This window comes from Vallitalea maricola (genome assembly GCF_036985595.1).
Lineage (GTDB): Bacteria > Bacillota > Clostridia > Lachnospirales > Vallitaleaceae > Vallitalea > Vallitalea maricola.
Genome location: NZ_BTPU01000026.1, coordinates 1 through 23603 on the forward strand (window position 1 = coordinate 1; position 23603 = coordinate 23603).

General features: G+C 28.8%; 28 protein-coding genes. 6 read left to right on the forward strand and 22 right to left on the reverse strand.

The window, feature by feature from the left end:
- Window positions 1-26: 26 nt before the first annotated feature.
- Window positions 27-677, forward strand: a complete 651-nt coding sequence (locus AACQ14_RS08535) for a hypothetical protein (protein ID WP_339363156.1) — start codon at window positions 27-29, stop codon at window positions 675-677.
- Window positions 678-814: 137 nt separating this feature from the next.
- Here the strand turns inward: AACQ14_RS08535 and AACQ14_RS08540 are convergent, their stop codons facing one another.
- The 18 genes from AACQ14_RS08540 to AACQ14_RS08625 all read right to left on the reverse strand — a co-directional run bounded on the left by AACQ14_RS08540 (window position 815) and on the right by AACQ14_RS08625 (window position 14983).
- Window positions 815-1015: a hypothetical protein gene (locus tag AACQ14_RS08540; protein WP_339363157.1), complete on the reverse strand. Its 201-nt coding sequence runs from the start codon at window positions 1013-1015 to the stop codon at window positions 815-817.
- A 121-nt stretch (window positions 1016-1136) separates the two neighbouring features.
- Window positions 1137-1568 carry a DUF3788 domain-containing protein gene (locus AACQ14_RS08545; protein WP_339363158.1) on the reverse strand — a complete coding sequence of 144 codons (432 nt, stop codon included), beginning with the start codon at window positions 1566-1568 and terminating at the stop codon, window positions 1137-1139.
- A 30-nt stretch (window positions 1569-1598) separates the two neighbouring features.
- On the reverse strand, window positions 1599-1748 hold the full coding sequence (locus AACQ14_RS08550; protein WP_339363159.1) for a hypothetical protein: 150 nt from the start codon (window positions 1746-1748) through the stop codon (window positions 1599-1601).
- Window positions 1749-1759: 11 nt separating this feature from the next.
- A complete protein-coding gene (locus AACQ14_RS08555) occupies window positions 1760-2461 on the reverse strand; it encodes a hypothetical protein (protein ID WP_339363160.1) in 702 nt (233 codons plus the stop codon).
- Between the two features lie 325 nt (window positions 2462-2786).
- Window positions 2787-2924, reverse strand: a complete 138-nt coding sequence (locus AACQ14_RS08560; protein ID WP_339363161.1) for a hypothetical protein — start codon at window positions 2922-2924, stop codon at window positions 2787-2789.
- Between the two features lie 450 nt (window positions 2925-3374).
- Window positions 3375-3806 carry a hypothetical protein gene (locus tag AACQ14_RS08565; protein ID WP_339363162.1) on the reverse strand — a complete coding sequence of 144 codons (432 nt, stop codon included), beginning with the start codon at window positions 3804-3806 and terminating at the stop codon, window positions 3375-3377.
- 438 nt (window positions 3807-4244) lie between these two features.
- The gene (locus tag AACQ14_RS08570; protein ID WP_339363163.1) at window positions 4245-4604 is read right to left on the reverse strand and encodes a DUF6075 family protein; all 360 of its coding nucleotides are present in this window, start codon (window positions 4602-4604) and stop codon (window positions 4245-4247) included.
- A gap of 8 nt (window positions 4605-4612) precedes the next feature.
- Window positions 4613-4762 (reverse strand): hypothetical protein, encoded by a 150-nt coding sequence (locus AACQ14_RS08575; protein WP_339363164.1) that lies wholly within the window; start codon window positions 4760-4762, stop codon window positions 4613-4615.
- On the reverse strand, window positions 4752-5411 hold the full coding sequence (locus AACQ14_RS08580) for a hypothetical protein (RefSeq protein ID WP_339363165.1): 660 nt from the start codon (window positions 5409-5411) through the stop codon (window positions 4752-4754). The genes AACQ14_RS08575 and AACQ14_RS08580 overlap by 11 nt, the downstream gene beginning before the upstream one ends.
- Window positions 5412-5453: 42 nt before the next feature.
- The gene (locus AACQ14_RS08585; RefSeq protein ID WP_339363166.1) at window positions 5454-5801 is read right to left on the reverse strand and encodes a TIGR04076 family protein; all 348 of its coding nucleotides are present in this window, start codon (window positions 5799-5801) and stop codon (window positions 5454-5456) included.
- A gap of 163 nt (window positions 5802-5964) precedes the next feature.
- Window positions 5965-7533 (reverse strand): hypothetical protein, encoded by a 1569-nt coding sequence (locus tag AACQ14_RS08590; protein WP_339363167.1) that lies wholly within the window; start codon window positions 7531-7533, stop codon window positions 5965-5967.
- Window positions 7534-7741: 208 nt separating this feature from the next.
- On the reverse strand, window positions 7742-7981 hold the full coding sequence (locus AACQ14_RS08595) for a hypothetical protein (RefSeq protein WP_339363168.1): 240 nt from the start codon (window positions 7979-7981) through the stop codon (window positions 7742-7744).
- Window positions 7982-8185: 204 nt separating this feature from the next.
- Window positions 8186-8365 (reverse strand): hypothetical protein, encoded by a 180-nt coding sequence (locus AACQ14_RS08600; RefSeq protein WP_339363169.1) that lies wholly within the window; start codon window positions 8363-8365, stop codon window positions 8186-8188.
- Window positions 8366-8589: 224 nt separating this feature from the next.
- Window positions 8590-10416, reverse strand: a complete 1827-nt coding sequence (locus tag AACQ14_RS08605; protein WP_339363170.1) for an ABC transporter ATP-binding protein — start codon at window positions 10414-10416, stop codon at window positions 8590-8592.
- A complete protein-coding gene (locus tag AACQ14_RS08610; RefSeq protein WP_339363171.1) occupies window positions 10416-12272 on the reverse strand; it encodes an ABC transporter ATP-binding protein in 1857 nt (618 codons plus the stop codon). Before AACQ14_RS08610 ends, AACQ14_RS08605 begins: the two co-directional genes overlap by 1 nt.
- Window positions 12273-12329: 57 nt before the next feature.
- Window positions 12330-13364, reverse strand: a complete 1035-nt coding sequence (locus AACQ14_RS08615; RefSeq protein ID WP_339363172.1) for a radical SAM/SPASM domain-containing protein — start codon at window positions 13362-13364, stop codon at window positions 12330-12332.
- Window positions 13365-13638: 274 nt separating this feature from the next.
- On the reverse strand, window positions 13639-14715 hold the full coding sequence (locus AACQ14_RS08620) for a radical SAM/SPASM domain-containing protein (RefSeq protein ID WP_339363173.1): 1077 nt from the start codon (window positions 14713-14715) through the stop codon (window positions 13639-13641).
- On the reverse strand, window positions 14699-14983 hold the full coding sequence (locus AACQ14_RS08625; protein WP_339363174.1) for a PqqD family protein: 285 nt from the start codon (window positions 14981-14983) through the stop codon (window positions 14699-14701). Before AACQ14_RS08625 ends, AACQ14_RS08620 begins: the two co-directional genes overlap by 17 nt.
- A 521-nt stretch (window positions 14984-15504) precedes the next feature.
- Between AACQ14_RS08625 and AACQ14_RS08630 the strand changes: the two genes are divergently transcribed.
- A complete protein-coding gene (locus AACQ14_RS08630; RefSeq protein WP_339363176.1) occupies window positions 15505-15675 on the forward strand; it encodes a hypothetical protein in 171 nt (56 codons plus the stop codon).
- An 89-nt stretch (window positions 15676-15764) separates the two neighbouring features.
- Here the strand turns inward: AACQ14_RS08630 and AACQ14_RS08635 are convergent, their stop codons facing one another.
- A complete protein-coding gene (locus AACQ14_RS08635; RefSeq protein WP_339363177.1) occupies window positions 15765-16358 on the reverse strand; it encodes a hypothetical protein in 594 nt (197 codons plus the stop codon).
- Between the two features lie 556 nt (window positions 16359-16914).
- On the opposite strand from AACQ14_RS08635, the gene AACQ14_RS08640 reads away from it, so the two are divergent.
- From AACQ14_RS08640 to AACQ14_RS08655, 4 genes are all read left to right on the forward strand, one after another.
- On the forward strand, window positions 16915-17922 hold the full coding sequence (locus tag AACQ14_RS08640; RefSeq protein WP_339363178.1) for a GDSL-type esterase/lipase family protein: 1008 nt from the start codon (window positions 16915-16917) through the stop codon (window positions 17920-17922).
- A gap of 34 nt (window positions 17923-17956) precedes the next feature.
- A complete protein-coding gene (locus AACQ14_RS08645) occupies window positions 17957-18418 on the forward strand; it encodes a DUF4358 domain-containing protein (RefSeq protein WP_339363179.1) in 462 nt (153 codons plus the stop codon).
- A gap of 66 nt (window positions 18419-18484) precedes the next feature.
- The gene (locus tag AACQ14_RS08650) at window positions 18485-19891 is read left to right on the forward strand and encodes an MBOAT family O-acyltransferase (RefSeq protein ID WP_339363180.1); all 1407 of its coding nucleotides are present in this window, start codon (window positions 18485-18487) and stop codon (window positions 19889-19891) included.
- 12 nt (window positions 19892-19903) lie between these two features.
- Window positions 19904-21031 carry a DHHW family protein gene (locus AACQ14_RS08655; RefSeq protein ID WP_339363181.1) on the forward strand — a complete coding sequence of 376 codons (1128 nt, stop codon included), beginning with the start codon at window positions 19904-19906 and terminating at the stop codon, window positions 21029-21031.
- 140 nt (window positions 21032-21171) lie between these two features.
- On the opposite strand, the gene AACQ14_RS08660 is transcribed toward AACQ14_RS08655, so the two are convergent.
- The 3 genes from AACQ14_RS08660 to cbiG form a co-directional block, all read right to left on the reverse strand.
- Window positions 21172-21777 carry a class I SAM-dependent methyltransferase gene (locus AACQ14_RS08660; RefSeq protein ID WP_339363182.1) on the reverse strand — a complete coding sequence of 202 codons (606 nt, stop codon included), beginning with the start codon at window positions 21775-21777 and terminating at the stop codon, window positions 21172-21174.
- A 163-nt stretch (window positions 21778-21940) separates the two neighbouring features.
- A complete protein-coding gene (gene cobO, locus AACQ14_RS08665; RefSeq protein WP_339363183.1) occupies window positions 21941-22483 on the reverse strand; it encodes a cob(I)yrinic acid a,c-diamide adenosyltransferase in 543 nt (180 codons plus the stop codon).
- A complete protein-coding gene (gene cbiG / locus AACQ14_RS08670; protein ID WP_339363184.1) occupies window positions 22473-23528 on the reverse strand; it encodes a cobalt-precorrin 5A hydrolase in 1056 nt (351 codons plus the stop codon). Before cbiG ends, cobO begins: the two co-directional genes overlap by 11 nt.
- Window positions 23529-23603: the final 75 nt, after the last annotated feature.

Consider the following 23603-nt stretch of genomic DNA (forward strand, 5'->3'; position numbering starts at 1 on the left):
ACTTATTATACGAGGAGAGTAAAACAATGAAAAAATTAAGTATTTTAGTTGTAACAATGTTGATTGCAGTATTATTATGTTCTTGTATTAGTAAAACTGACACTTCGGGTAGTGATTTACAAGAACCTAATTCAGATGTGAATACTCCAGAGTATATTAAGGATATTGAAAATATGTCAGATGAAGATTTCTTGTACAATTATATTAATGGTTTAGAAGTAGCTTGTAATCTGAATTTTGGTGATGCCTCTGAGATATCATCAGATGATTTGTTCACGTTTTTCCTATATTCACTTTTTATAGATGAGATTAGTTATGAAGAGTATAACAATAAGTGGTTTGATAATGAACTGAATATGTTTGTAATTCCAGAGGAAGATATAACTTCACAGTTGGATAGATATTTCAAAGGGTATGATTTTGATATTACTAAAGTTGAGAAATTGGCCGCTAAGTACTATGATGAATCTAAGAATGCTATATTAATTAGTATAATTGATGGTTTTGGTGGTGAGCGATTCACTAAGATTATTGATAGAAGTATGGATGGTAATGTTGTTAGTATTACGGTTGAATTCTATGATGAAGATTATAAAGAGTTGTTTGAGACCAAAACTTATGAAATTGAATTTCATGATAATGAATATTATTTGTTGAAGATAGAAACTATAGAATGAGAATATAAAAGCAGGGGAATATATCCTCTGCTTTTATATATTAGTTAATACTTATAATATAGTAAGTTCTTTTAGTAGTTTGATACAATCTGTATATCCTGCTATGTATAGACTCTCATGGATACAAGAATCTCTTTCTAATTTTGTTGTGATATGTTTTCCATGAATACTTTGTCCTTTTCATCTAAAGTCTTTATGATTTGATTGAATTTGTCTTTGTATCTATCTACGTAACAATCTAATTCTTGATATTCCAAATCAGTTTTGATTAATTCTTGATATGTTGCTCTACGCATTTCTGCTGCGAAATTGCTGAAGCACTCGTTTACGTCTGCCATGTTATTATACCTCCTAGTATTGAATTACTATCAGAAACAGGGTATAATGTATTTACCGCTATTTTTGATAGTTGGTGTTGAGAAGTGGTGTATTTTACTTACCTGGCATGCACCGCTTCTTTTATTTTATAGGTCTTTTTTTAATTTTGATTAATTCTTTTATATCATTTAATTCTGTTTTATTTAATACCCTGTAATGAATCCATCCTCCGCTACCGCAGGGATATCTATTTTCCCATAGTTCATTAGTTTTTGTTAACATATCAGGAAGTTTTTCACATAGTTTTGGTAATTCATTCTTGCCTATTTGAATGGTTACTGTAAAAGCTTCTTTTTCATAAAATACGTAGCACAGATGCTTGCTTTTATGACTGTATTTTGTTCCCCAACCGTAATTATTCCCAAAAGGAAATTTTAGTTCAGATATAATATCATAGTTGTTGGATAGGAATTGTTCTAGTTCTTGGAGTAGTGTAACTCCATTTTCACCTATGGTGTCGTATATTTGGTTGATTGTTGGTTGGTTGTTTTTATCTAGTAGACGTTCATACATGCCTAATCCTCCTATTGTAATAATAGATTTTTATTTAGTTTTAGTCCATTCTTTTATGAAGTCCCAATCTTTAATAGTTCCATCGATATTTAATATAAATATGCATGTCCATTCATTATTCGCTAATCTAAGACTGCTAACAATAACAAATTCTACTACCTTTATTACTTTAATTTTCATTAACTGCCCCTTTATAAAATGCCATATTCACTTTGAATATAAACTTCTTCTCTTTTTTTAGGATTCACTTTTACAGTAACTTTTTTGCCTAGTACAATAGTATGAATCATATGCATTGGCACTAAGAAATCTTTTGTTACTTGATAAGCTTTACCTTGATAATATGGAATATCAATAGTAATCTTATAAGACTTAACTCTATTGATTTTCGTATGGGTATCCACTACATTTAAAATGGTCCCTTCAGTTGCATCATACGTAGAAAAATCAATATTCTTACGTTTATTCAATTTCATTGATTTGACAATTGCAGCGATAATTAGTGGAATACACAAGATAAGTGTCCCACCATGTAACATCATAGACAGCTTTGCAATTGATACACCTTCACCAATCTCCATTGTCGCATTCCCTATATCGCCACCAAGAGCACTAATTAAAAACACATGCACTTTTAATCGATAAATTATGTATCCAACCATTATAATTAAATAAGTAATTGGCAGTACTGTTAATTTAATAATAATATTTGAATGTACAAGCATAGAACCCATCATAAATACCATCGTAAGTACAAAAAACACCACAACACTTTTTAACAATACTATTCCAATACTACCTGAAATAAAAATACCAACAAGTGGCACTAATGCTCCCATTATCCCAGCTAATATCCCAAATATCATGGTCAATCTTCTTAATTTTATCTTCACCTAACTTCTCATCTCCTAGTTATATATTTTCCACAATATAACTAGTATACATTAATTCACAAAACAATTCTATACACAGTCTATTATTTTTATCTGGCATACATTCTATTTGTCCTCTTAATCCTGCGAAATACCCAACTAAAACCTCAGTTATTTATGGTACGGCTCATCTTAGTTCACTTTATTATAAATTTTCATTTAATACTGTTTTTAACTCTTGTTCAAAATATTTTTAAATGATTATTTATACCGTCTTTATACCAATAATCTTCTTCTAGATCCATTTTTATATCACGCTTCTTCAATTCTTCTTTTAATACAGTATTTATAAATTAGAAACCCATCTCTTTTCCATGTAATCATTTGTTTTATTTAAATCAGATAATCTAATAGTCTTATTTTGAATAATTGAAAAGAATGTATCTACACTACAATAATGATATACAGTGTCTAATTTAGCCATATTCCTATCCCCCTCCGAATAATTATACTTAATGAACTTTAAATAATTTTTTACAATAATGCTTTTTTCTTGGTTGAAGGTTTCAAACGTTGTATTATCAAAGACACTTGTTTAGTGTCTTTAATAAAATCTTTATCTTATATTCTATCGCTTGTAACAATCTTTTAATATCTTTTCAATGTTATTTTGTAAAAACTTCAACCGTATCTGCTAAATATAGTTACTTTATTACTCTAACCTGATATAATACTATTTTTAACTAAATGTTATTTTTTGTTATATATTGCCATACCTTTAATTAAGTCCTTTATTACTCAAAAAATATTTATAAATATTCCTATTCACTTTTTAACATTCTAACAATCTCATCAATGGTTCAAAGTTTTCATAAACATTATTCTTAAAATCTTGAGTTATTACCCTAATCCTCATTGTCTTTGAATATTAATTTTAATATATTTCCCACTCTTTATCTTTTAGGTATTTCATTGCTTTCGTTTCAATTTCTCCATTTAAAATATTCCATCCCTGACTTCCATAAATAGAATCCGTAAAACCATAATTACTTAATTCTATTTCTAAATCCATAGTAGATATGGATACTTGAAAAATTTTAAGTGTATCCATGTCAATTTTAATTCCATTATCTCTATCATCTTCATTAAAAAGTAACTCTTCAGCTTTTGCTATAGCAATTATATATCCATTAAAAGAGAATAATACATTATCCCCACTCTGTAACTTATTTCTTGCTATCTTATTTGCTTCTCCCGCAAAATAGAAATTTCCTTTTTGCCAAGGCAAAACGCTCTTAAAATAGGCTTTACATGCTTCAATACTATCAAATCCAAAAACTTCTCCTGACATTTTAACTATTCTCATTAATTTTTCTCCTCTCTATTCAAGCTATAGAAGCTGATAGTTTATTATCTCTACAACCATCTACCAAATAGCAATCTGTTCTCTTTTCTTCACCCAAAATCACCTAATACTATTAGAGTAACTATGTATCAACTGTTTAATAATCTACTGGAAAAGATACATCATAATTTTCCTCTAGATGTTTTAATGCTATTCTTGAATCTGTGTTATCCTGAACTCTATCTATTCTTTAACTACTCTACATTCTATTATCATAACATATACATGAATTGTTTTGTATATAATTCTGAAAATTTTATATTTTTCTATATATTATATTTTATAATGATTTTATGTATAAAAAGTTATATCTCCTTACCTCCTCCCTATACCAAAAAACAATATAACAAGAACACTCCACCCATTAAAAAAAGACCTCCCCACCGGAAGTCTCAACCACTATTCAAATTTCCCCATATATCTAATCTTAATATCACTAAGTGCCAATTCAAAATTAAAATCATCTAACCCATGAAACAGATTAAATAATGGATTAATTAATGGATTAATTAATGAATCATCATCTTCCTTAATTAAAACATACACTAATTTTAATAATTTTATAGATGTTTCATCATATAATTGATTATTATTAACACACTCTTTTCTCATTACCCTTTTATCAAAATCATATATTTGATACAATTTATTAAACAAATCATCATTACCAGCAACTATGTAAAACAACGACTTTCTTTTAGTATCTAATAATTCTGTACCATCCCTCTCAACTAATTGAATAAATCTTCTCATATGCAATTTGTTTCTTATAAACTTTTACCATCACCTTTATCATTCTCTTCACTTTCTTTTTTAAGCACTAAATACTTAGCTAAGTTTAGTACTAACATCCTTTGTTTTTTAGATAATTTTGATGTCAATTTAATTAATTCTTGTGAATCTTGTTTATATCCCATCTTTCTTTCTGAATCCACCACTTTTTACAAATTTAGTCAAGCCTTTAATACTCTTTACTAATCCACCAGCTTCTACAGCAATTGTTATAGCTTCACCAATCAACTGACCAATCATAAATCCTTTATCACCAGGGTCAGCATTATCATATTCAGCTTTCCATTCATCATAAGTCTGCTTTATCATAAGTTTCATAAGTTCTCTATTTTTAGATGAAAACGGAAGACTTACTACAAATGTTATAAAAAACCCTAATTGTTCTGGGTGAGTGAACACGGAGTAGATACCTTCTATTGTATCATATATACCCTTGATAGGAGAAGTCACACCTCCAAAAAATAATCCTGCTCTGAATTCCTGACCTTGTTCTTTTTTACTGGAACCATAGACCAATCTTGCCCATTCCATAAAAGCTGTTCTTTTTAACTGCTCAAAATCACCTTTTTGAAATTGATATAATGCTTGTATAGGATAGTAATATTTTTTAAAATAGTTGTATGCATCTTCGCTTTCATATTTATTCTCTGACGTTATATTACCAAGTTTTCTATCAGTAAAAGGCAATGAAGGCACATTCTCAAAATATTCATCTGGTAAAACGTTAGATACATCAATATAGGTATCATCTTTCATTAATTCTACCCAATGCATTAATAAAAATAGATTCTGTGACAGAGGTTACATTTTGTTGTACTAATCAAAAAACTTCCCCTTATAAAAATTCTCATTGCCAAGTTTCTTTGCCCTTAGCCTGAACATAACGCAACCATCTGGGCATACAATATCCTTGCTATATTTACTATTGCCGCCAATGTTCTCTAAGTCTCCGCCACTTCTGACCGACTCCATGATTGGGAACATAATTATCATAACCTTGGAACAGATACCCTGTCCATCTGAATTTACGGGACAGCCATAGGTGCAAGTATACTTATCCCCCACTTCCTCGCCGTTTCGACAGTACCGTTCTGTATGGTCGCTGTGAAGAAACCCAGTTACCTCAATTTCAAATTCGTACTCCTCATCATACCATTTTTTCATGATTAACCTCCAAATTCTAATTTATCCAGCAGTTTAATAAACAACCACTCGCATAATAATAATACGATTGTTCAATACTTTATATTCGTATTATACTTATTTATGGATTATAATTCCAGTCAGTAATTATGTAAATAAACATATAATCTCTTCTTCGCTTAATTTAATCCCATCTATCTAATATATAATTGCAGACACCTGTAGATGTAGTGACTCTAAAACTTACATTCCATTCCTTACCATATTCAAGTTTGTAACCACAAGCACTTGCTTCATATACTCCTTCAAGGGTTGCCTCTTTAGAATATGCTTCTATAGTTTTTCTTATTTCTCTCAAATCATTTATTAGCATTTCTGGAAATAAACAATTACTTTGAGTTCCATTAACATCTCTTGCACTATCAAGTATTAAAAATATGCTCTTACCCTGATGTGGGTATTTTCCATACCACATTGAAGGTTGATAACATATACCTGTAACGTTACAATAATCATGCTTTAGATTCCATCTTGTACATGGAGATCCATTAGTATATACATACCATGAAAAGGGATTTCTTTTTTCTACATTATCCCATTGAAATATAGGTGGAGCATCTTCATGAGTAGCTGTTAATAAAGCCGCAAAATTACCATGCTTAGGAACTAAAAATTCAATTTTACTTGCATTAGTTAATACTGTTTCTTCGAATTTTTTCCAAGTAATTTTAGTAGCTGGTATATCCAATGATTCATTAGTCTTATTAATGGTTTTTATTTTTATATGACCAAAGAACCCTTTTCCAGTAGTTTCAGTAGCATCATTATACTCCCATATAGTATTAAGTTCATCTAGTCTTGCATATCTACGACTAAAAGATTTTTTAATACCTAATTTTTCAACTATTTTTTCTCCTTGTTCAATATTTCCTCTTGTAGGGTTAGTTTGTGGTCTCTGATATTGTAAGGGATCCATTTTTTTTGCAAATCTATTTGCAATAGTATCAAAATCCAAACCAAACTTTATATCATCAAGCAAAGTACCTATCATAGTATTTTTAATATGACAGTAACCCGGTGGTGCAGTAGCAACAGCGTACCACAATATATTATTACTATCTTTTTTATTAGTCCGTAATTTTTTATGTAAATCCATGTACCAGTTGGAAATGCCAAGACATTTTTCAAATCTATACAAATGCTCTGAATTAAGTATATTGTTAGCATCAACTGCAACGTCATATGGATATTCCTCTATGTACTGCTGTAACATTCTAAAATCTTCTCTTTTTTCAAACATCATTTGTATATCTGTATATATTTTACCCGTATATCTTATTTCTTCTGGTACATTTATATGCATATGATTAAAACCGCCTGCATACTGAACTCCTAATACCGCTTTTGAAGTTATAAAGGCATCTACAACATCTGATTTTTCAACTAAATCTTTTAGTCTTCTGAATGCTGGTGCCATTAACCCATCAAATTCTCCCCATAGAGCCGCTTCAACTTTACCATCTTCAGATAATGCCACAATGTTACCATAGTTTTCAACAAACTTTTTGCATACACTACATGTATATAGTTGTCTATACTCATTAGGTATTTCTAATAAAAAAGCTTCAAATAAATTATGGGCATTTGTTCTAAATAGTGGACTGCCTTTCTCAATAACATTTCTAAACTGCTTATTAATTAATTGTATATAATAAGTAAAATCTACTGTATATGAATCAAATCCTTTTATCATTTTATACACTCCCTTTTAAGTAGATTAGTTTTGTGTCTTGGACACTTATTTTTAATGTGTATATATGTTATCAATTTGACCCAATACATTCAATAAAAAAAATTTGCGAACTCATAAATTAATTTTTTTCCTATTTACATTTATATCAAATAATATATCAGCAACCTAGTACCTCGATTAGATGAAGTCTTGAATCGCTCCAGCTTTATTATACTGCTGTCTCTATCACTTCTATCTTAGAAACATTATTATTAATATCAATTGTAAATATTAATACCACAGTCTCTCCAACATATTTAATTATATAAGGTGTATCATCTTTATATATTATGTAAGCACATTTATTATAGAGACCTTCCTCACCATAGAGAATCTTAATATCCCCATAATAATCATCAGATATTCGTTCATTATCTTCATTAAAAAAAGTAGTAAGAACTTTATCCATCGAATCACCAACAACAATACCTTTTACAATACTTTCAGTTTTATTTAATGATACTATATTAGTTATAAGTAGAATCTTCTTTTCTTTTGTTACAAGAACTTAGAACTAATGTCATAGATAACATTAAAACTATGCAAATTGACTTTTTCATTATAATTTATTTTCCTTTCATATCACATTATCATTATGAGAACATAAAACAGGTCAATACGCAATATAGACATATTTTTTCTGTAAATCAACAGAATCAAAGTATGCATTCTCAAATTTTTTCTTAATGACTTTTCCATTATATATCCAACTTACACTTTGATTTTGGCTATCCCAAATGAAATTTTTGATTGTCTTTTTTTCTTCTGTTTTAATTATATCGCCTTGCCTCATTCTAAAATCTCCTTATAAGTATAAGTTATTTTTACATATTACACCATGATACAGATAAGAATAATACATACCCTTCAATATTACTTTAATTATTCACATTCAAATCCTATAATATTGTATATATAACGAAAAATATGATAAAACAAAAGATATAACAATATAAACATACAAAAAAAGCAGAGAATAATTCTCTGCTCTTCACAAATTAGATTTCCTTCCATATTTCAAGTACAACTAACTTCATCATTACTCACATAATATTGTGCCTGAGCCATAAACATCTTATAATACTTGCCCTCTCTATCTTTCATGAGTTCATCATGTGAACCATATTGTATTATTTCTCCATTATGAAAAACTGCTATGCAATCACATATACGAGTACTTGAAAGTCTATGAGATATAAAAATTGCAGTTTTTCCATCAGTTAATTCATGTAGCGTATTAAATATTTCAAATTCAGCTAAAGGATCTAAAGATGCGGTAGGCTCATCAAATATCATTATAGATGCATTTTTATACATAGCACGAGCAATGGCTATTTTTTGTATTTCTCCACCTGAAAATTCAATCCCATTATCATCAAATATTCTATCTACATAAGTATCCATTCCATTTTCTAAGGCATCTATTTTATCTCCCACTCCAGCATTTTTCAGACATTCAACAACTATATCATCTTGATTTGAACTGCTATTTTCAAAACATATATTCTCCTTAACAGTAAATGATAAAATATTACTGTCTTGAAATACTACTCCAAATACATCCTGATACTCTCTATAATTATAATTCTTGATGTTATTACCATTTAATAATATTTCACCATTTTTAGGGTCATATAATCGCATTACTAGTTTAATAAAAGTAGTTTTTCCTGCACCATTCAATCCTACTATGGATAGTTTTTGCTTTGGTGTTATATTAATATTAACATTCTTCAATACTAGTTTATCCATTCCTGGATAAGCAAAAGATACATTATTAAACTGAATACTATAGTTGGTATCAGCAGGTATATGTTCATTATTCTTACATAAAATTGGTGGTAACTCAATAAATTCTTTGTATAGTTTCATATATTTACAAGTATATTTTATTTTAACCGCTGATTTAAACATTTTAGTTATTGAGCTAATTAAATTATATAGTGCAGAAGTATACATTGTAAAAGACCCTATTGTAAATTTAGAAGGTTCACTTATCACTTTTAGAGCCAAAGTAAAATATATTATGAATTTTTGACCATAATCTAATATGTTAATAACAAGATAATGTTTTTTATTCGATGAAGCAATCAATCTAAAGAGACTTTGAGAGTTTTTATCAAATTGTCTATATCTACTAAGTATCATTTCAGATGAATCATATAATCTTATATATTTACTAGCCTTATAATCTTTTATTACTTCTCCATCTAGATAAGAAAACATTTTATTGTTTCTAGCATTCTTCTGCCAAAAATTATATTCCGCTTTCTGTCTTTTTCTTTCGGCTATGTAGTTAAATATTATAGTTATAATAAGTATTAGTATAATTACTATACTTAAATCATTTAGAATATATAATAAGCCCATTATGGTACAGATACATGTAATAATAGTTCTAATATTGTTTGTAAAAGTATTAATGCCGCCTGACTGATTTATACCACTGGTTGCACGTTCTTTTGCATCTAGAATCTTAGGATTTTCCATATATTCATAATCCATAGTCATTGTTTTTTTATTTATTTCTAGGTTAAATCTTTTTTTTATGAATCTGTTTTTTGCTTGTAACCATCTAAGAATAATACTTTTTATTAAATGTATAAGTACATTTACACCTAATAACAGAATAATTATCTCCAATAGTTTATTCAATTGTTTTCCTAGTATAAGCTCGTCTATAATCTTTCTGGACATTAATAGATTATAGATAGTTAAAAAAGAACTAACAAGTGCTAATAGTATTGTTAAGGGCAAAAAAGCTTTTGAATATTTATTTGTTAGCTTTAATATAAAAAAAATAACATTGAATTCCATTGTTAAATTATTATAGAATTTCTTCATTAAGCTAACACCTCTTTATCATCCTTAATCTCACTATTATAATAGCAAGCTTGTTTATGGAACATTTTTGCATATGCCCCATTAATTTTCATTAATTGCTCATGTGTACCATATTCTTTTATAGAGCCTTTATCCAACAATATTATTTTGTCACAAAATCTTGTGCTTGCTAATCTATGAGAAATATATATTGCAGTTTTATCTTTTGTCAATCTATCAAACCGTTCATATAATTCGTGTTCTGCTATGGGATCTAAAGCAGCAGTAGGCTCATCAAGTACAATTATTGGTGCATCTTTATATAGAGCTCTTGCTAAAGCTACTTTTTGAATCTCACCTCCAGATAATACAATTCCTTTTTCATCTAATATTTTTAATAAGCTTGTATCAATTCCATTTTCTAAATTCATTAATTTATCTGATAAACCAGCTAGTTTAAGGCAGTTTATAGCTTTCTGTCTATCAGTTTCATCTATCTTCCTTAATGAAATATTTTCGCCAAGAGAAAAAGCATATAGCTTAATATCTTGAAATACTATTGAGAACAATTTAAAATACTCGTTTTTATCAATATTACTACTGTCTACTCCATTAACAATAACTTTACCTCTAGTAGGTTTGTACAAACCTGTAAGTATCTTAATTAATGTTGTTTTACCTGCACCATTAGCTCCTACTATAGCTACTTTCTCTCCATCTTTTACATGAATGCATACATTGTTGATAGTATAATTATCACTATTAGGATATTTAAAAAATATATTTTCTACTTTAATCTTATATACCCTGTCACTAATATCTTTTTTCATTGAGTCTCTATTATCATTTTTATTAGGCTCCTTAGCATCAACAAAATTTCTATAATCGTTTATATAGAGATTCTGCTGTCTAATAGATAATATAGAACTAACAACAGATTCCATCCACCCTGAAAAACCCTGAATGGATGCAAAATACATTGTAAAATTACCTATACTCATACCGTTGTATAATACTCTATTTATTAGATATAAATATACTATGCCGTTTCGAACAAAAGATAAGAAACCTTGTAACGTATCTATTCTAAAGCGTTTGATAGCTATTTTTTTTGATTTTAAATATATCTCATTGCACCAAGTAATATATTTATTAGTCAACCACTTTGCCATATCATATAATCTAATATCTTTAGCTAGGCTATGATTCACCATTTTCTTATCCAGATATTTAAGTTTTCTTTCAATTACAGCCATTTGTCTATCTACTCTATGAGAATATTTTTTTTCTCCTAGAGATGCTTTATAAGTAATACCTACAGTTAATATAAGAAAAAATAATATTAAAGGACTTAATGTACTGATTATAGCTATATATCCTCCAAAAGCAACAATATTACCAAATAAAACAAATATTTGATTAAGGATTCCTTCGACCCCTATATCATTACCTGATAGTGCCATCCAAGCTCTCTGTATTAAGTCCTTAGTTTTAACTTTTTCCAACTGTTGATAATCCATAGTCATAGCTTTTTTATCAATTTTATGAATAAACTCCATTCGGATTTGAATTACTCTTGGCCAATATACTTCTTGAGAGTAAACTTTTATAAGATTTAATAATAACCCTCCTATACAAAATAAAGCAATTATAATTACTAGTATCTTAATTCTCTTAAGTCCAACTAATTCATCAATTATCATTTTAGGAAGAAAAATACCTATAAAAGGTATTATTCCAGCAGTTATTGAATATATTAAGAAATAAAATATTAATGGCTTGTCCCATAACCATATGTGTTTGAATAAATATATTATTGTATTAAAAGTATTGTATTCCAACCTTTTCTTTTTTTTCTTTTCTTTTAATTTATTCATTTGATGTTATTCTCCTTATATAAGAAAAATATAGACTTGATTATATAAAAATAATTACTAATTAGCGATAAGTTTTGATTTTGGAAACTCACCTTCTTCATACATAACCTGACATATAGGGTCAGGAGCATTTAACTTTCCATATACTTCATAAGCTATGGCTCTGCATCCGCCTTTACATAATTTCAAGAATAGGCAATTATTACAAACACCTTCTAATGGTTCAGTTTTCTTAACAACCAACTCTTTTCTTTTCCATATATCCTTAAGCTTTTCATTTTCAATGTTGCCTAATAAAAGTTCAGAATCTTTTTTTGCCTTGCTCCATCCGCATAATGAAATATTACCACCTGGAGTTAAACAGCAAACTGATCCAAAATTACATCCTTTAGATGATTGTGGATAATAAAAATTATTTAGTGAATATAAACCTGTACACATAGGAGCACTTGTATCAATTTCCATAGTTTCATTTTCTTTAGTATAATTTTCTATCCTTTTATGTATATTAATCATATCTGCTCTAGTTAATCTATCTAAATTTTCTCCCCGTCCTACTGTTTGGAGAATATTAAACTTTACAGAATTAGCACCTATAGATGAAAGTAATTCTAGGATATCTTCTAGTTCATCCATATTTTTCTTTGAAATAGTTACTAAAATTTCTTTATTTTTTATTTTTGGAATAACACTTATTACTTTATCAAAAGCCCCTTCTTTACCAACTATTTGATCGTGCGTAGGAGCTTTTGAAGAATGTAAACTTATTGATAAATATATGTTATTATCATTGAATAGTTTTATCATTTTATCATCTAATAAAACACCATTTGTCTCCATTCTCAACCTAATATCACCATAACTATTGACTAAATCAATAATATTAGTTACATAATTTTTTAATACTAACGGTTCTCCTCCAGTTAATTTTAGAGATCGCATACCCATATTGTAAGCTTCATTAATTGTCCTTTTTATTGTTTCAAATGAAAGCTCATCTTCTTTTACATCTGGACCAGAATATGCCCAACAATGCTCACATTTTAAATTACATTTAAAAGTTAAGTATATAAATAAAGATTGTATTCCCATATGTTTTTCTCCTTCCTAAAATGCAAATGCAAAATAGAATTAAAAAATTCTATCCTGCATTTTATAACATATTACGTAAATATCTCAATGATTAGTTACCATTACGGCATCCATCTGAGCATGAATGTCCAGCTACTGGTGGTTCAATTTCCTCAAAATCTTTGATTAATGGTTGTTCGTATCCCATACTTATCCCCCTTTCCTTATGTATTTGTTAAATTTAACATTGTATAAAAATCTGCTATTTGTAATTAAAAAGCAGTTTTTATCTACTTCAAATAATCTGCTTATCTACTTCGTTGATTATACAATTACTATCACATCTATTTTTCAAATTTTTATATTTGTAATAAGATTCCGCACGACATCCCCCATAGCATCTTGATTTCAATTCACATTCTGTACAGATATCACTAATTTTAATATTCTTTTGATCTCTCCATTGTATAAATCTCTTAGAATGTTTCCATATATTTTCAATACTATGACCCAAAACATTATCTTCATCATCACAAAAATCCTGTGAAAGCATATTACATGGAACCATATAACCATCGTATAGAATAGCTGCACTTTTGAAGCCCGCACCACAATTAATAAGAGGTATATCAGATAACCCTGAATAACTCCAATCTGTTATACTTTTAAATAAATTGATATAATCCTCAAAATAGTCCGTACTTATATCAATTTCTTTACCATATTTATTTTGTAAAAACTTAATTTTATTAGCTATATATAATTTATCAATGATGGATAAACTAAATTGATCATTATCTTGACTATCTAAACGTCCAACATTTATGGCTTCTCCAAACATCAAATTGTTGATACCTAAGCTAAGCATGTCATTTATTGTATGCTCCATATATTTTGCATTCTTTTTACTTATAGTACAATTGATATATATCTTAGATTTGTCAACATAATTCATTAGCATTTTTAAACCTTGAACTGTTTTATTATATGATCCTTTTCCCCTGATACTGTCATGAATCAATTGTGGACCATCAATACTTACCATTACTGTTAAGAATCTGCCCGCAATAAACTTAGCTATCTTATCAGTAATAAGAGTAGCATTAGTATTAAGTTTTAATGTTTGCCATTTATCAAAAGCTTCTATAATATCTATAAAATCTTTTCTTACTAAAGGTTCTCCTCCAGTAATAACAATAGAAAATATCTTAGCTTTTGCAGTATCTCTAGCAATTTTAATCCACGCTTTTGTATCTAAATCATTATATTGCGCAGAAGAATCTAAATAACAATGAGGACACTTAAGATTACAACGATTAGTTATAGATAGAAATAAATTTGTTGGTAAGCTGAAACTATTGTTCTCTAGCAACAACAACCTCTCCTTTTATTAGATCAGAAACAAATAATTTTGTATCTTCTTTAATCTTTTCATTCCCGATTTGTGTATCAAACTTCTTATTTAATTCATTGGTGATGTCATCTACATTGATAAATTCATTATCAGGTATTAATGACCATATGTATGCACCAGTTTTATTTAGAATTTTTATTCTGTTTTTATTAGAATCGTATAATAGATATTCTTCTTCCTCTGGTTCAAACCTATCAACTACACCCATCTTCCTTGTTATAAACACATCGACCGCCTCCTAAAAATAATTATAAAAATGGTTTGTCCCATTTTCAGAACTATAGACTTAAATTTAATCATAATATTATGAATCAAATTGTTACTAAAACCATATTAACATGTTTATTACATATTTGCAATATATATTTTTATTATTTTTTATTTTTATATTTTAAGAGCGTATTATTATTATTTTCTACATATTTTTATTTAAACCATTTAATAATCACAATATTTTTATTTCTTACAGCCTATAAACTCAAGAAATAGCAATAACTATATAATATTACTGTTTTTACATAAATTAATTGTTATTTTATATATACTTGACAAGTTAAGAAAATCAAACTTCACCTATAAGTTAGTATTCCATTGATACATCACAAATAAGTGAAAGTATCTAATTATATAGTAAAACAGTTCTACATCTTCACTTCTATAAGCTATTGTTATTAAGCCCTTTATCCTATAATTAGCTAATAACAATAAACCGATAGTTAATATAACAACTATTGAGGAGAGAGCATAATGCAAAAGAAAATGAATAGAATCAAACTTTACATAGACACTAATCAAGCCAATATTGATCCACAATGTTTACAAGAAATTATAGACCTAATTATTATCAATCCAACTCAAGGAGAAATTGAAGAAATCTTAATGGATTATAATGTGATTTATGAAAGATTAAAAAATTGACAAGAGTGAAAACAAACTTAAATTTCCACATTTTAATTAATGGAGCAGTGGTTACCCCTGCTCCATTTTTCTGAAACAACTTAATTCATTTATTCACTACAATAATCAGCCTCTGAAAAATCCATTACATATTTATAAACTTCATCCCCTATGTATTCTTCAGTTCTTTTATCTGTCATACAGCTACCAACATAATTAATCGCTTTTTTCTCAGTATCAATTTCTAACAACTGAGCTTTGATATACTGCTCATTCTCTCTGAATACAACAATATTAGGATTTTCGTTATCTTTTAGTTGATTAATGAAAATTTTACTGATTTTAGGGATAGATGGTATATCACCATCATCTTCAAAATCTCTTCCCTCGTATTTTATATCTACTTTATCATCTTTTTCATTGATACCTACAATCATTATTTTTTCTATTTCTTTATCTAATTGATCTGTAACAGCATAAACATAATGATTTTCTTCAACAAACTCCCCAAACATAACCGTTCTGTTTTGATTACTTTTTAGCATATCAGTGAACTCTTCGATCAATTCGACTTTTACATTTTTTGATTCAAGTTCATCAATTTTATCCTTGCTAGTATCTTGATTATATTTACTACACGCTGCTAATATAACAACAAGTGCCGCAATCATTATGAATGTCCCTACTGCATTTAACTTTTTCATCAATACATCGTTCCTTTCTACATACTTTATACTCTATAGCCCTATCATTTTATCCTTTATCCCATAATATGTCAAAACCTTTCTTTTCACCCTTAATTTCATTAAAAATCCTGAATTTTAAGTTCCTTAGTCAATAGGGCAAAATCATTAAGATATTGTTACATTTTTAGTAATTATTATTTAATACAATTATAACTATAATTTAACATATTAACCTTATTTATGCTATATAATACTAGAGTGTATCATAATAAGAAATCGTCTCATAATGACAATCACTACATTCTTAATATGTTTTTGATTTTTACGAAGCAATATAAGATTTTAATGATTTATGTAATAAAAGCAAGAAAAAAGTTCTCGACTCAATCTTAATTTTATACATCTACATTCTTAAATGATATTTCCAACAATTACTAGAATCGTTTATTGTAAAAAAATATAAGTTATTAAAACTTTTTGCTTTGTTGAATAGTCTTATATATGAAAGCTATCATAGTATAAAAGTATTATGGTAAGAAATACTATGCCAGCGAGGGATAAGTATAAAATAATAATGCCAAAGAAAGGGGAAAACATGAACAATTATTCAAGAGCTACACGCATGAACTACATTAGAAAAAAAAGAAGAAAAAGAATTCGAAGAATGTTGCTTCTTGTAATATTGATTAGTTTGACACTAAGCGTCAAATGTCAAGAAAGTTATTACAAAAAGTCACATGAATTAGATGCCTCAGCAACAACCAACCCGAGCACTGACCTCAATGATAAAAAACCAGAAACAAACCAAGAATCCATTGAATATTTGTTTAAGGACGAAGATCAAAAACCAGAAAAAGAAAAACCTATTGAACCATCACAACCAGAAACAAAATTAAATACTGATTCAGATGAGAATGATAATAATTCTGAATCCAATGAGAAAATTGATGAAACTACTCCAGATGATTATGATTATACCAAACCAGTTCCCTTAGGTGAAACCGTTGAAGAAAGCTATTTTGATGATGCTGTGTTTATAGGTGATTCTCGTACAGAAGGATTTATGCTATATTCCCCTCCTTCTTCTAAGGCTGTATCATATACATATAAAGGACTTATGGTAGATACTGTTTTTACAAGTGAAGTAATTAAAAAAGATGGTAAAAAAATACCTGTTATGGAAGCACTTAAAAATACTGATTTTGGTAAAGTATATATTATGTTAGGTATTAATGAAACTGGATGGATATCTAATGATATTTTCATAGAGAAATACGAAAAAATTATTGATTCAATCAGAGAATCTCATCCTGATGCAATCATATACATACAATCGATTTTACCTGTGAGCCATAAAGTATCATCCACTCATAGCTACATAAAAAACTCTAAGATCAATCAATATAACTCTCGTATTCTTGAGATGGCTAGAGACAATGGAGTATATTTTGTAAATGTTGCAGAAGTAATGACAAATGAAAATGGTTGTTTACCAAAAGAAGCAGCAGTTGATGGAATACATTTGAAAAAGTCATATTGTCAAAAATGGCTTGACTATCTAAAAACACATACTATTATATAAAATATTAATTAAGATAACTAAGGAGAAAAAGATTATGAAAAGATTTATTTGCATTTTACTAACTATGGCTATTGGATTATTCACACTCGTTGGATGTGGAGGTAAAGATAAAGATATAACAATTGATATAAGTGCTTTAGCAGGAGATTTAACCAGTAAGATTGAATTCCAAGATGACTTAACTAAGATTGAAGGCAATAGCGTTGAGTCAATATATCAGATAGATTATGCAGTTTCATCTGAAGTATATGTAAGCAGTGGAGCAACAGCTGAAGAAGTTGCTGTATTTGAACTAAAAGATGAAAAAGAAGCGGATAATGCTTACAAAGCAGCCGAGGAACGAATTGATGCTCAAAAACAAGCTTTTGAAAGTTATGTACCAGAAGAAATGGAAAAACTTGATAATGCTGTAGTTAAGAAAATTGGTAAATATGTAATCGTTTGTGTTGCTAATGATAACACATCAGAAGATATAATAGTAACATATACTGACTAATTGTTTCCTAACATAATACATGCAACTTCCTACACTGCGACCCGAAAATAACGGAGGTATTTTCTCATGATTTTTAGCACACCAATTTTCATATTTTTATTTTTGCCATGTATTTTAGCTGTATATTATATCAGTCCCAGTAAATTTAAAAATACAAGCTTGTTTCTTGCGAGCTTGGTTTTTTATGCTTGGGGAGAACCAGTATATGTTAGTATAATGCTTTTTTCAACTGTTTTTGATTATATAAATGGTCTATCTATTGAAAAATTCAAATCCCAAAAGAAATATAATAAGGCTAAGCTTGTCTTGATTATCTCCATAGTCGGAAATCTAGCTATACTGTTTTTCTTTAAATACAGTAACTTTTTAATAAGCAACATCAATCAACTGACAACATTAAATATAACACCGTTAGATCTTAAGCTTCCTATTGGTATATCCTTTTATACATTTCAAACAATGTCCTATACAATAGACGTTTACCGAGGTGAAGTTAAGGCTCAGAGGAATATCATTGACTTTGGAACCTTTGTTTCTTTGTTCCCTCAACTAGTAGCTGGGCCAATAGTAAGATACAAAACAATAGCTGAACAATTAAAACGAAGAGTCAGTAGTATTAATAAGTTCTCTGAAGGTGTACAGCGTTTTATAATAGGTCTAGCTAAGAAAGTGTTACTAGCCAATAATATTGGTATGCTATGGGAACAGATATCAAATTCTGATTTAACTATTGCTTCTGCATGGTTGGGGGCAATCTGTTTCAGTCTGCAAATCTATTTTGATTTCTCTGGTTATTCGGATATGGCTATTGGACTTGGTAAAATGTTCGGATTTGATTTCTTAGAAAACTTCAATCTGCCTTATATCTCTAAAAGCATAACTGAATTTTGGAGAAGATGGCATATCTCTCTTGGAACTTGGTTCAAAGAGTATGTCTACATTCCCCTAGGTGGAAGTAGAGAAGGAAAGAAAAAACTAATTATTAATATGCTGATTGTCTGGGCATTAACTGGTTTATGGCATGGAGCTAATTGGAATTTTGTTTTTTGGGGAATGTACTTTGGTATTCTATTGATACTAGAAAAATTAGTTTTCCTGAAATGGCTTATGAGGCTACCTAATTTTGTACAGCATTTTTACACTCTCTTTTTAGTAGTTGTAAGTTGGGTTATCTTTGCTATTGATGATACTTCAAAGTTAAAGACATATTTGCAGACCATGTTTGGGATGGGTAATGTACCTATAATAGATAATCAGACCATCTACTTATTTTGCACTAACATATTTTTGATTATCATATGTATTGTAGCATCAACTAGATTGCAAACTATCATTAATACCAAGTTAATGAATTTCAGACATGAAGGATTAATATATACCGTTAAAAATATATGCTATATAACTATATTCATAGTATCTATCTGTTTTTTAATAGGTGCATCATATAATCCATTCTTATATTTTAGATTTTAGGGAGGGATTTTAGTGAAATCAATACATAATGCTATACTAGGAATAATTTTTATAATAATAATCTTTGGGATAATGATTGCTAATATAATTACTCCTGACAAGAAATTCTCGGAGAACGAGAATAGATATTTGAGTACCAGTCCAAAGTTTTCAGTTGAAAAATTAGTTTCTGGGCGATATACCAAGGATATTGAAAAATACATAGATGACCAATTCATTATGCGAGAAAAATGGATTGTTGCAAAATCAAACATAGAACAATTGCTCCCTAGAAAAGACATCAATGGAGTTTATCTAGGAAAGGACAACTACCTTATAGAAAAACACTTGGACAAAGATTTCAGCTATACACAATTAGATAATAACATTGCAATCATCAATTCTTTTTCAAAGGAATATGAGCAATTGAATGTAGATTTGATGGTAGTACCAACTTCTGGATTGATAATGAAAAGTAAACTACCGTCAAATGCACCTCAATTCGACCAGCAGAAAGTACTTGATGATATTAAAAATAAGATTACTTCAAGTAATTATATTGATATTACGGGGACCCTAAGTAGTCACAGTAATGAATATATATACTATAAAACAGACCACCATTGGACAAGCCTTGGAGCTTACTATGCATATGTTGCTTATTGTAAAAGCACTGGGAAAAAATATGACCCTTATGAATCTTGGGATATAGAGAATGCTGCTACATCATTTAGAGGAACTCTTTATTCAAAAGTCCTCTTGAATGGTATGTATGATGATATTAGCTTATATAAAAGTAAACAGCAAAATAATTATAAAGTTTATTATAATTTCTCCAAAACAACCGGTGATAGTGTTTTCAACTATGATAAACTAGATGAAAAAGACCAATATCAAATTTTTTTCGGAGGGAATCATGGAGAATTAAGGATTGTTAACGAAGAAAAAAACAGCAATAATTTACTCGTAATAAAAGACTCATATGCTAATTGCTTCGTTCCATTAATTATGAATCAATTTGGTAAAGTGTGTATGATTGATTTAAGATACTTTAATAGTGATATAGATAAGTACATACAAGAAAATAATATCACAGATGTTTTATTTTTATATGGCATAATGAATTTTTCTAATGATACTGGATTCAGAAAACTACAGTAATAATATATATTGATTATTTAATTAAGTATATACGATGAGGGCTGTCAGATAATACATTTTATCATATTTGCACCATTTAAAAATGTATTACTGACAGTCCCCTTTATATTAATGTATTTACTTGACATTACATACAAATATTATTTTTGAACTATATAATCTATGAATCCTTGCTTGATTTTTTCTCCTTGGTATATTCTCTCTAAGATTCTATTTTCTTTAACTAAAATCTTCATATCCTGAAAGTGCATATCCCCTTCATCAATTTTATAATATGTATGGATGACTTCTCCATCACCTTCACCTTGTAAAAATTCTCCCTCTCCTATTTTTGTTCCTTTTCCATAATCACAATCATTTATTGAAAGGAAGTTGACAAAACAGATACCACCTGGTTTCAGTACTCTTTTTATTTCTGATATACCTTTTGCTATATCCTTTTTATTCAAATGAAAAATAGTATTATATGAATAAATATAGCTTATAAAGTTATCATCAAAAGGAAGCTCTCTAATATCTCCCTTAGTAATATTAAGGTCAATATTATGTTCTTTTGAAAAACTTTCAGCCTTCTTTATCTGCTTATCACTATATTCAATTCCATATGTCTTATAACCACACTCCCAAAAGAGGGTAAGGGGTGGATAGTTACCTCCAGCTCCACAATCTAAAACACTTTTGTCCAAATTCAAGTCATTGCAATAATTCAAAAACCTGTATAACTGTGTTTGCTTACATATAAACATATAGAACCCTCCATTTTCTAATATCATTATATTATTATTCACTTGCTATATAATGATATATCATTAAACCATAAATTGGTAGACTATAAATAAAATCAATTTTATGTTATAATATATATGGAAAGTTTTACTCTATATGAATATCTTATAAGTTATATGATTACTAAAATTCTATTCCTTTTGCCGCTTTTCTACCTTCATTATAATAATGCTTTCTTTCTTCGCAAACAGTTACTAGATCTACAGCATCCATGAGTTTTTGTGGTGCATTTCTTCCTGTTATTACAACATTAGTTCTGTCAGGTCTATTCCCCAATACATCAATGCATTCTTCTACAGATAAAACATCTTCTATTTGGAATCTAGTAATAGCAAATACATTATTTATTTCATCTAAGACAACAAGATCATACTCTCCACTGTTAATCTTTTCTTTAGCTAATGACCATGCTTCTTCAATACCTTTTTTATGCTCATCAATATCTCTGATATTAGTGAACCCTTTACCCATTTGGTACATCTCAACACCTAGCTTTTTAAAAACTTCTCTTTCACCAATCAATATATCAGGTGATTTGATAAATTGGATAATACATACTTTTTTACCATGACCTATTGAACGGATTGCTAACCCGAACGAAGCAGTACTTTTACCTTTTCCATTACCTGTATAACACAGTACAACACCCTTTTGATTAATACTCATTATTTTTCCTCCTATCCTTCCATAATGATATTGTTATACCATTAGTTTTTACTTTATTTAAAATACATTCTCCTTTGTTGGATGAAATGTATCCACAAGGTTCACTAACACATGTGACACCAATTGTTTTCTCAACAAACTTTGAACCTTCAAATAGATGCTGAATTTCCTTTATCTTCTTAATAGTTATAATGTCCATAGGGACTTTTAGAGTTCTAGCTAACTCAATTATACCTATTTCATCTTTTTTAACTTCTACAGTTGATATTCTGGATATACGTTTAACATTAATATCTTTTTCCTCAAGTAGGGGCATGAGTTCCTTAGTTATCTCTTCTTTTGTTTTACCTCTTCTACATCCTATACCAAGTGTAATATCTTTTTTATAAAGGTATGATATAGGAACATTAACCTCAATCTTATTGGAATCTATAACTATCAAACCTTTTATATTATTCTTATCAATACTTTCACTGACATTATGATTGTCTATTGTTATAAATTGTTTCGGCAAATCTATGTCTATATTACTATTACTGATTATACCAATATTGTCTCCATTAACAATACGAGATGTTACTATTTTTGCATCTTCAAAATCATCTATGTAATAATTAAGTTTCATAGCCAAAATATCAACAGCCATAGTATTGTTGACATCAGAAGCCGTTGTTATTACTGGATGAGCATGTAGAAACTCGGCAAGTTTTCTTGTATACTCATTACCACCTCCAAGATGTCCAGATAGGAGGCTTATAACATAATTCCCTTGTTCATCTATAACAATAACACCTGGGTCTATAGATTTGTGTTTTATGTATGGTGCTATCAGTCTAACTACTATACCTGTTGCCATGATGAATACTAACATATCATAGTCATCCATCAACTGCTTGATATTATTTCTTAGTGGTAAATCTATAAGCTTCACATTTTCATACTGGCTTTTTTTATGGGTAAAAACATCTATCTCGGGATTATATTCCCTTAACTTATCTGCAAGTTGTAAACCACCATGAGTAAGTGTTATTAATGCAACCTTCAATATATTACCACCTTTCTTATAAAGAATCATCAGTTACTATATCTATTGTTAGGAATTATTGTGATTGCTTTAGTT